Origin of the sequence: Myxococcus sp. AM009 (assembly GCF_013372605.1) — a bacterium.
Classification (GTDB): Bacteria; Myxococcota; Myxococcia; order Myxococcales; family Myxococcaceae; genus Myxococcus; species Myxococcus vastator.
On sequence record NZ_JABXEP010000270.1, the window covers coordinates 1 to 6,272 of the forward strand.

4 protein-coding genes are annotated in these 6,272 nt (G+C 69.9%); 1 reads left to right on the forward strand and 3 read right to left on the reverse strand.

Going from position 1 to position 6,272, the window contains the following annotated elements; all coding sequences use genetic code 11:
- The first annotated feature begins 137 nt into the window (after positions 1–137).
- Positions 138–1,514: a sensor histidine kinase KdpD gene (locus tag HV824_RS34565; protein WP_176419359.1), complete on the forward strand. Its 1,377-nt coding sequence runs from the start codon at positions 138–140 to the stop codon at positions 1,512–1,514.
- Positions 1,515–1,600: 86 nt separating this feature from the next.
- Here the strand turns inward: HV824_RS34565 and HV824_RS34570 are convergent, their stop codons facing one another.
- The 3 genes from HV824_RS34570 to HV824_RS34580 all read right to left on the reverse strand — a co-directional run bounded on the left by HV824_RS34570 (position 1,601) and on the right by HV824_RS34580 (position 6,132).
- Positions 1,601–3,079, reverse strand: a complete 1,479-nt coding sequence (locus HV824_RS34570; RefSeq protein ID WP_176419358.1) for a hypothetical protein — start codon at positions 3,077–3,079, stop codon at positions 1,601–1,603.
- Between the two features lie 186 nt (positions 3,080–3,265).
- Positions 3,266–5,218 carry a molecular chaperone HtpG gene (gene htpG, locus HV824_RS34575; protein WP_176419357.1) on the reverse strand — a complete coding sequence of 651 codons (1,953 nt, stop codon included), beginning with the start codon at positions 5,216–5,218 and terminating at the stop codon, positions 3,266–3,268.
- A 98-nt stretch (positions 5,219–5,316) separates the two neighbouring features.
- Positions 5,317–6,132, reverse strand: a complete 816-nt coding sequence (locus tag HV824_RS34580) for a carbohydrate-binding protein (protein WP_176425169.1) — start codon at positions 6,130–6,132, stop codon at positions 5,317–5,319.
- Between the last annotated feature and the right edge of the window lie 140 nt (positions 6,133–6,272).

Consider the following 6,272-nt stretch of genomic DNA (forward strand, 5'->3'; position numbering starts at 1 on the left):
ACCGCAAGGAGTACCGCTCCAAGGGTGAGGAAGGTCCGCAACCGCATGACGCCCTCCAGGGGAAAGCCCCACCCTACCCGATGCGTGACGTTCACGTCACGCATCGGGTAGGGTGGGGCTTTCCCCTGGAGGGCGTCATGCGGTTGCGGACCTTCCTCACCCTTGGAGCGGTACTCCTTGCGGTTCTGGGACTGGTGTCCGCGGGTGGGCTCTTCTGGATGACCACCCTGCTGCAGCGGCAGACCACCAGCCTCATCGACGCGGCGGAGCGGGTGCGCGCGGCGGCCGAGCTGGAAATCACCCTGCTGCTGCTCCAGTACGCCCACGAAGTGGAAGGTATTGGCCCCAGGGACATCGGGCCGCCCGTCGGGGTGGACGCGCTGGTGCGCGAGGTGCCGGAGCGGCTGGCCCATGTCGAGCTGTACACGGAGACGGAGGCGGAGCGCGGGCTGGTGGCGGCCTCCCGCGCGAGCGTCGAGGCCTATCTCAATGCGCCGGAGCCGGACCGGCGGCTCCGCCTGGCGCAGGCCGTGGATGCGACGCGGGCGGTGATGGACTCCAGCATCGCGCGGGCGCGCGCCGCTCGCGACGAGGCGACCGCCGTGCGCAGGACAGGGCGCTTCATAGGAACGTTGCTCGCGGTGTCGGTGCTGGCGGGCATGGTGTTGTTCCTCGCCATCGCGCAGACGCGCATCTACCGGCCGCTGGTGGCCATCCGCCGCGCGTTGAGCGCGTTCAAGTCAGGGCGGCGCGAATCCCGGGTGGCGCGCGCGGGGCCGCCGGAGCTCCAGGAGATTGGCGCGGAGTTCAACGACATGGCGGAGACCGTCGCCAGTCAGGACGCGCGGCAGCTCCAGTTCCTCGCGGGCGTGGCGCATGATTTGCGCACGCCGCTCAACGCGCTGAAGCTGTCGGCGCAGATGCTGCTGCGGGCCAGGACGGCGCCTCCGCCGGAGAAGGTGCGGGAGTCGCTGGTGCGCATCTCCAACCAGGTGGACCGGCTGGAGCGCATGGTGGGCGACCTGCTGGACAGGACGCGCATCGAGGCGGGGAACCTGGAGCTGCGGCTGGAGGAGTGTGATTTGCGCGGGCTGGTGGAGGAGGTGGTGGAGCTCCACCGGCCGTCCAGCGAGCAGCACCGGCTGGAGTACTCCGTGCCGGACTCGCCCGTGCCCTGGCGGTGTGACTCGACGCGGCTGGCGCAGGTGCTCACCAACCTGGTGAGCAACGCCATCAAGTACTCGCCAAAGGGCGGGGTGGTGTCGCTGCGGCTGGAGTCCTCGGAGCGCGAGGTGTCGGTATCCGTGACGGATGAAGGCGTGGGGATTCCGCCTGGAGACCTGGACACCCTCTTCGAGCCCTTCAAGCGCAGCGGATCCGCGGCGAAGGACATCCCCGGCGTGGGCCTGGGCCTCTCCGTGTCCCGCCGGATTGCCCGGGCGCACGGGGGAGACATCGAGGTGGAGAGCGCCGTCGGCGCGGGCTCCACGTTCCGGCTCCACCTGCCACGCTGATGGGGCTGTCCACGCCCGGAAAGGTGCTCCGGGCGTGGTGCAACCGTGTCGGGAGCCGGAGGCCGTGCTCCCGGCCCCACGGGACGTCAGTGCGTCGGCGAGGCGACGCGGCCGCGGCCCGGCGGCGGCGGCCGTGCACCGGGCGGCTGTGCACCGGGCGACGGCGCGGGCACCACATGCGCCATGCCGGCGTACGGGCCCGGCTGACGGCCGTCACCGCCGGTGCTCAGCGTCAGCGCGATGACCGAGCGGCCCTTCAGCGACACCTCGCGGTGCTCCACCAGCTCGCGCATGGGCACGTCCACCGAGCCCAGCAGCTCGCTCCCGTTCGGCCCGTCCATGTACACCTGGAAGCCGACCCGCCGGTCGTCGAAGGCATTGGCGACCGCGACGAACTCCGCGTCATACGCCGTGTAGATACCGTCACGCCCGTGCGTCGTCAGGTGCATGCCATCCGGGTGGTGGACCTCGATGCGCAGCCGCGGGCGATTCTCATGCGGGATGCTCATGGCCAGGTCCTTCACCAGCCCCGACATCCCACTCTGCCGCGCCATCTGGGTCAACCGGTTGGCCAGCCGCGTGAAGATGTCGTTCGACGCGCCCACCCACGCCCGGCCATCCGGCCGGCCCGGCGTCACCAGCACCGAGCGCAGGACGATGCGGTAGGGCCGCAGCTGCACCCGCTCCAACTGCTGGTTGGCGTAGCCGTCGTCCTGACCCGTGCGCAGCGCCACGTGGTAGGCCTCCGCCGCTCCGTTCCAGTCCCGGCCCGCGATGCGCTGGTCGGCCATGGCCATGTGGCGCACGTACTCCTCCAGCGGCGCGGCGCGGCCCCCCTGCCGCAGGCTCAGCGCGGCGACGTAGCTCTGCTGCGCGCGCGCCCAGTCGTGCTGCGCCCGCGCGGCGTCACCCTCGCGCGACAGCCGCTCGACCTCCTCGGTGACGAAGTGCTCGTACTCCGCGGCGATGTTCTGCGCCCACCCCGACGCGGAGGCGTCCAGCCGCAGCACCAGCTGCGCCAGTTCGTGGGCCGCGATGAAGTTGCCCTCATGCAGGTGCCGGTCCGCCTGGGCACGCCCCTGGGTGATGATGATGCTCCGCACGTCCTCCGCGTGCGTCTTCACCTCGGGCGCCGGGGACAGCTGCAGCGCCCGGTCCATCAGCGAGGCGGCCTCCGCGTACTGCCCCTGCTGCGCCTGCTCGACGGCCGTGTCCAACTGGCCCATCGCCACCTGCTGCGCCGCGTTCGCGCGGAACGAGGCAATCTCCGCGTTGCCTGGCTCCACCGACAGCGCGAAGTCGGACTCGGCGAGCGCGCAGCCCCAGTCCTTCACCTGCGCGCACGTCTGCGCCCGCTGCTGCGCATCCTGGAGCGCCTTGGTGCGGGCCTCGTCGAACTTGAGCTTGATTTCGGGGCTGTCCGGCTCGCTGGCCAGCGCTTGCCGGTAGGACGCATACGCGGACTTCCAATCCCCCACGGCCGCGGCGCGGTCTCCCGTCTTTTCGTGCGCTGCGCACGCACTGAGGACCACCGCTGCGAACAACCCCAGAACCACTCGCTTCATGTCGTCGGACTCCCCTCGATATTCCGAGCGACAATAGCCGACGCGCCCAGGAGAAGCCGAACCCCCCATCCTGGGTCGGGAATGCCCCGTGCGAGGGCCGCCGGAGCAGCCAGCCGCACTGGGCGCTCGCTCGGACCGGGGCGCCCCCTCTCAAAGAAAGCACGAGGGGGCGCCGGGGCCCGCGGCTCAGCTCGCCGGCGGCGCCGAGGCCTGGGCGGGCGCGGCCGCCAGGGCCGCCACCTGCGTCAACAGCCCCGTCATGCGGCGGGCGAAGCGGTTGGGGTCGGCGATGGTGCTGCCCTCGGTGAGCAGCGCCTGGTCGTGGAGCAGCTCAATCCACTCCGCCACCTGGGCCGCGGCCGGGTCGCGGTCATGCACGGCCTTCAGGTGCTCGATGACGGGGTGCTTCGGATTCACCTCCAGGATGCGCTTCACGCGCGGCGCGCCCATGCCCCGGCCGCGCTGCTGGAGCAGGCGCTCCAGGTAGGCCGGCGAGCCGCCCTCCGGCACCACGAGGCACACGGGCGAGTCCGTCAGGCGGTCCGACACGCGCACCTCGCGCACGGACTCCTGGAGCACGTCCTTCATCTTCTCCGTGAGCGTCTTCAGGCCTTCGGCGTGCTGCTCCTGCGCCTTCTTCTGCTCGTCCGTGGACTGGAGCTTCAGGTCCGCCTGGAGCGCGGACACCAGCGGCTTGCCCTGGAACTCGCGCAGGCCCTGCGCGGCCCACTCGTCCACCGGGTCCGTCATGTAGAGGACCTCGAAGCCGCGCTGCTTCAGCGCCTCCAGGTGGGGGCTGTCCGCCACCGCCTTCCGGGACTCGCCGTAGACGTAATAGATGGCCTCCTGGCCTTCCTTCATGCGGCCCACGTAGTCCGCCAGGGACGTCAGGCCCTCATCGCGCGAGCTCTCGTAGCGCAGCAGGCCGCCCAGCTTGTCCTTCTGCTCGGCCTCCGTGGCCAGGCCCTCCTTCAGCACCGTGCCGAAGGCCTTCCAGAAGGTGAGGTAGTCGTCCGGCTTGTCCTTGGCCAGCTTCTCCAGCAGGTCCACCGACTTCTTCACCACGTGCTTGCGGATGGCGCGCACCACCTGCGAGTCCTGGAGCAGCTCGCGCGACACGTTCAGCGGCAGGTCATCCGAGTCGATGACGCCGCGCACGAAGCGCAGCCACTGCGGCACCAGCTCCTCGCAGCGGTCCATGATGAACACGCGCTTGACGAACAGCCGCACCCCGCGCTGCTGCTGCGCGTCCAAGTCGAACGGAGGCTGCTTGGGCACGAAGAGCAGGCCGGTGAACTGGGTGTTGCCGTCCGCCTTGAAGTGCGTCCACGCCAGCGGTGCCTCCCAGTCGTGCGTCAGGTGCTTGTAGAACTCCTGGTACTGCTCGTCGGTGATTTCGGACTTGGAGCGCTGCCACAGGGCGCTGGCCTTGTTCACGACCTCCAGCGACGTCTCAGTCTTCGCCTCGTCGCCCGTCCCCGTCGTCTTGCTCACCTGGAGCTTGATGGGGTGGCCCACGTAGTCGGAGTACTGCGTAATCAGCGAGCGCAGCCGCCACTCACCCAGGAACTCCTTCTGGTCCTCCTTCAGGTGCAGGGTGATGGAGGTGCCACGCGAGGCGCGCTCGGCGGGCTCCACCGTGAAGGAGCCCTTGGCCTCCGACGTCCACCGCCAGGCGGACTGGCCCTGACCGGCGGCGCGGCTGACCACCTCCACCCGGTCCGCGACCAGGTAGGCGCTGTAGAAGCCCACGCCGAACTGGCCGATGAGCTGCATGTCCTTCTGTCCCTTCTGCGCCAGCGCCTCGATGAACTCACGCGAGCCAGAGTGGGCGATGGTGCCCAGGTTCTTCACCAGCTCGTCATGGGACATGCCGATGCCGGTGTCCTCGATGGTGAGGGTGCCCTTCGCCTCGTCGGGGATGAGGCGCAGCTCCAGGGACGGCTCGTCCGCCAGCAGCTCCGGCTCCGTAATCGCGCGGAACCGGAGCTTGTCGAGCGCGTCGGACGCGTTGGACACCAGCTCACGGAGAAAAATCTCCTTGTGGCTGTAGAGCGAATTGATGACCAGGCTGAGGAGCTGGTTGATTTCCGCCTGGAAGGCGTGGGTCTCCCGCTGAGGGGCGTTTTCGACGGTCATGGTGACAGGGGCCTCCGGGGCGCCCGGTGGGGCGCCAGCGTCGCTCTCCCTTAACCATGGAAAGCCGCTTGTCGAGTCCAGAGCGTCCGCCCGCCTGCTCAGGGCCGGGTGTGCTGGTGGTCCACGCCGAAGTTGTTGTCCCAGTACGTCTGGCCACCGACCTCGTAGCGCACGGCGAAGAGCACCACGTTGCCGGGGAGGGCGGGGATGTGGGCCTGCCAGCGCTCCACGCCCTGCACGTTGGGGCTGGAGATGTAGGCGTACCCGAAGGTGTAGCCGGAGACGTAGGCCGCGGGCGCCTCGTGCGCGGTGGCCCAGCCGTCCGTGGAGTACACCACCGTCACGTTCTTGGCGTAGTCCAGGTTCTTCACGTCGATGCTGACGTCCAGGTCGCCATTGTCCCGCCAGAAGCTGGCGGCCACCAGCACCGGGGCGTAGGGCTGGTAGGGCCCGTCACCGCGGCCCACGTGGTGGTGGTTCCATTGATGGGTGTCCCAGTACGTCTGGCCCGCCACGGTGTATTTGGCCACGAACTCCAGGTCGCGTGAGGGCTGTGGGTCCACGCCCCAGCTGGCGTACATGCGCGTCACCTTCCAGATTTCACGCCCGGAGGCGCCGCTGCCCGCGGGCCCCACGTAGGAGGCGGCCAGGTCCGCCCAGGTGCCGTCCGGCTGCTTCATGCTGACGGAGACCTCCTTGTGGTACGCGAGGTTCTGCACCAGCAGGGTGATGGAGACGTCCTGCCAGCTCTGGCCATAGCGGCTGCTCACGGTGCTGACCGCCTTCTGGACCCGGATTTCCTCGCCGGCCTGGGCTGGGGGAGCGACGAAGCCCAGGGCCAGCGCGGCCAGCGCGCCCAGCAGGGCCTGCCAGCGGAAGGGGGACACGGCGGGGGCGTGGGATGCGGGCGTCATCGAGGGCCTCGAAGGAAAGAGGGAGCACGGCGGCTGCCACCGCGCATGGTGGCATGGGCCCCCGACTTCCGAGTGTGCGCGAATGGCGGGGAAGTGTCGGACGTTGGGTTTCCAGGTGTGCGGAACGCTGGGAGGGGGGG

Excerpts from the sequence above, each read along its gene's own strand:
- HV824_RS34565 (WP_176419359.1), top strand. The coding sequence starts at position 138 with ATGCGGTTGCGGACCTTCCTCACCCTTGGAGCGGTACTCCTTGCGGTT.
- HV824_RS34570 (WP_176419358.1), bottom strand. The coding sequence starts at position 3,079 with ATGAAGCGAGTGGTTCTGGGGTTGTTCGCAGCGGTGGTCCTCAGTGCG.
- htpG (WP_176419357.1), bottom strand. The coding sequence starts at position 5,218 with ATGACCGTCGAAAACGCCCCTCAGCGGGAGACCCACGCCTTCCAGGCG.
- HV824_RS34580 (WP_176425169.1), bottom strand. The coding sequence starts at position 6,132 with ATGACGCCCGCATCCCACGCCCCCGCCGTGTCCCCCTTCCGCTGGCAG.